Source organism: Isoptericola sp. NPDC057391, assembly GCF_042668085.1.
Classification (GTDB): Bacteria; Actinomycetota; Actinomycetes; order Actinomycetales; family Cellulomonadaceae; genus Isoptericola.
The window spans coordinates 1-1,310 of sequence record NZ_JBHVBO010000339.1 but is presented as its reverse complement, the minus strand read 5'-3'; the positions used below and the strand labels follow the sequence as shown (position 1 = coordinate 1,310).

Here is a 1,310-nt window from a genome sequence, read left to right as displayed (position 1 = left end):
CTGCTGGGCCGGGTCGAGGAGCTGATCGACTTCGTGACGGCGTGACGGCGTGAGGCCGCCCGGCGCGGCGGTCAGCGCGTCCTGATGCCGTCGCGCTCCGCGTAGGCGTTGACCTTCTGGGACACCGAGATGACGGCGACGAAGAACTCCAGCGTGATGCGGGCGAGCGCCAGGTACACGAGCGCGATGATCCACCCGAACACGAGGTAGAGGATCCCCGCCCACACGGACGCCTGGAACGCCGCGACGATCCCGCCCAGCCACGCGAGCGCGACCAGCACCGTCACGATGATGTACACGACCTTCACCACGCTGGGCGTGATGTACCGGCTGAACGAGTAGTCGAACAGCGCCCCCAGGAACCCGCTGCCCTCGCCGCCGGGCGTGACCGGCCCTGCCGACCGGTCCGGCGGGTACTCGGAGCCCGGGTACAGGCCGGGGTCCGGCATCCGCCCCTCGTACGGCTGCTGCTGCTCGGCGTAGGGCTGGTCGCCGTAGGGCGGCTGGCCGCCGTGCGGCGGCGGGCCGGCGGGCGGCTGCTGCCCGTACGGCGGCTGCGAGGCCGACCGGCCCGGCGGGGGCTGGTACCCCGGCTGCTGCGGCGGCTCGTGCGGGTCGCCGGGCTGCTGCGGCGTGTTCTCGCTCATGGTTCCTCCTGAGTAGTCCGGGCGACGCACCCGGCGGGGTCGGCGCCTTCGCCCACTCTGGCCGCACCCGAACGCCTCCGCCACCGCACGTGACCACCGCAGATGCGCGAGGATGGGCCTATGAGCACCCCGCCGTACGGACCGCCGCCGCAGCAGCCACCGGCGGGCCCGCCCCCCGGCCAGCCGCCCTACGGCGGCCCTCCCCCGGGCCAGCCGCCCTACGGCGGCCAGCCCCCGTACGGGTACGGGCCGCAGCCGCTCTCGCCGTCGGACGAGCGCACGTGGGCGCTGATCGCCCACCTGGGGCCGCCGGTGCTGTCCCTGCTCAGCCTCGGCCTCCTGGGGTTCCTCACCCCGCTGCTGATCTGGCTGTTCCTGCGCGACCGCAGCGCGTACGTGGGCGACCAGGCCAAGGAGTCGCTGAACTTCCAGATCACGCTGCTCATCGGCTACGTCGTCGGCTGGATCACCGTGTTCCTGCTGATCGGATGGGCGATCCTGTTCGCGGTGTGGGTCTCGTCGATCGTGTTCGCGATCCTCGCCTCCGTCGCCGTGAACCGGCACGAGGCGTACCGCTACCCGCTCAACATCCGCCTGATCTCCTGACCCACCCCGCGGGAATCGAGCGTGCTGACTTGCTCCTCAAACGGGCTGTTTGAGGAG

At 72.2% G+C, this 1,310-nt stretch carries 2 protein-coding genes; one reads left to right on the top strand and one right to left on the bottom strand.

From position 1 onward, the window contains the following. Positions 1-71: 71 nt before the first annotated feature. Positions 72-647, bottom strand: a complete 576-nt coding sequence (locus ACFUVW_RS20860; RefSeq protein ID WP_430573203.1) for a DUF4282 domain-containing protein — start codon at positions 645-647, stop codon at positions 72-74. 120 nt (positions 648-767) lie between these two features. Between ACFUVW_RS20860 and ACFUVW_RS20855 the strand changes: the two genes are divergently transcribed. Next, entirely contained in the window at positions 768-1,253 is a 486-nt protein-coding gene (locus ACFUVW_RS20855) for a DUF4870 domain-containing protein (RefSeq protein ID WP_430573202.1), read from the top strand. Positions 1,254-1,310 lie beyond the last annotated feature (57 nt).

What these genes read in the sequence shown, in the direction of transcription:
- ACFUVW_RS20855 (WP_430573202.1), top strand. Translation starts at nt 768, where the DNA reads ATGAGCACCCCGCCGTACGGACCGCCGCCGCAGCAGCCACCGGCGGGC.
- ACFUVW_RS20860 (WP_430573203.1), bottom strand. Translation starts at nt 647, where the DNA reads ATGAGCGAGAACACGCCGCAGCAGCCCGGCGACCCGCACGAGCCGCCG.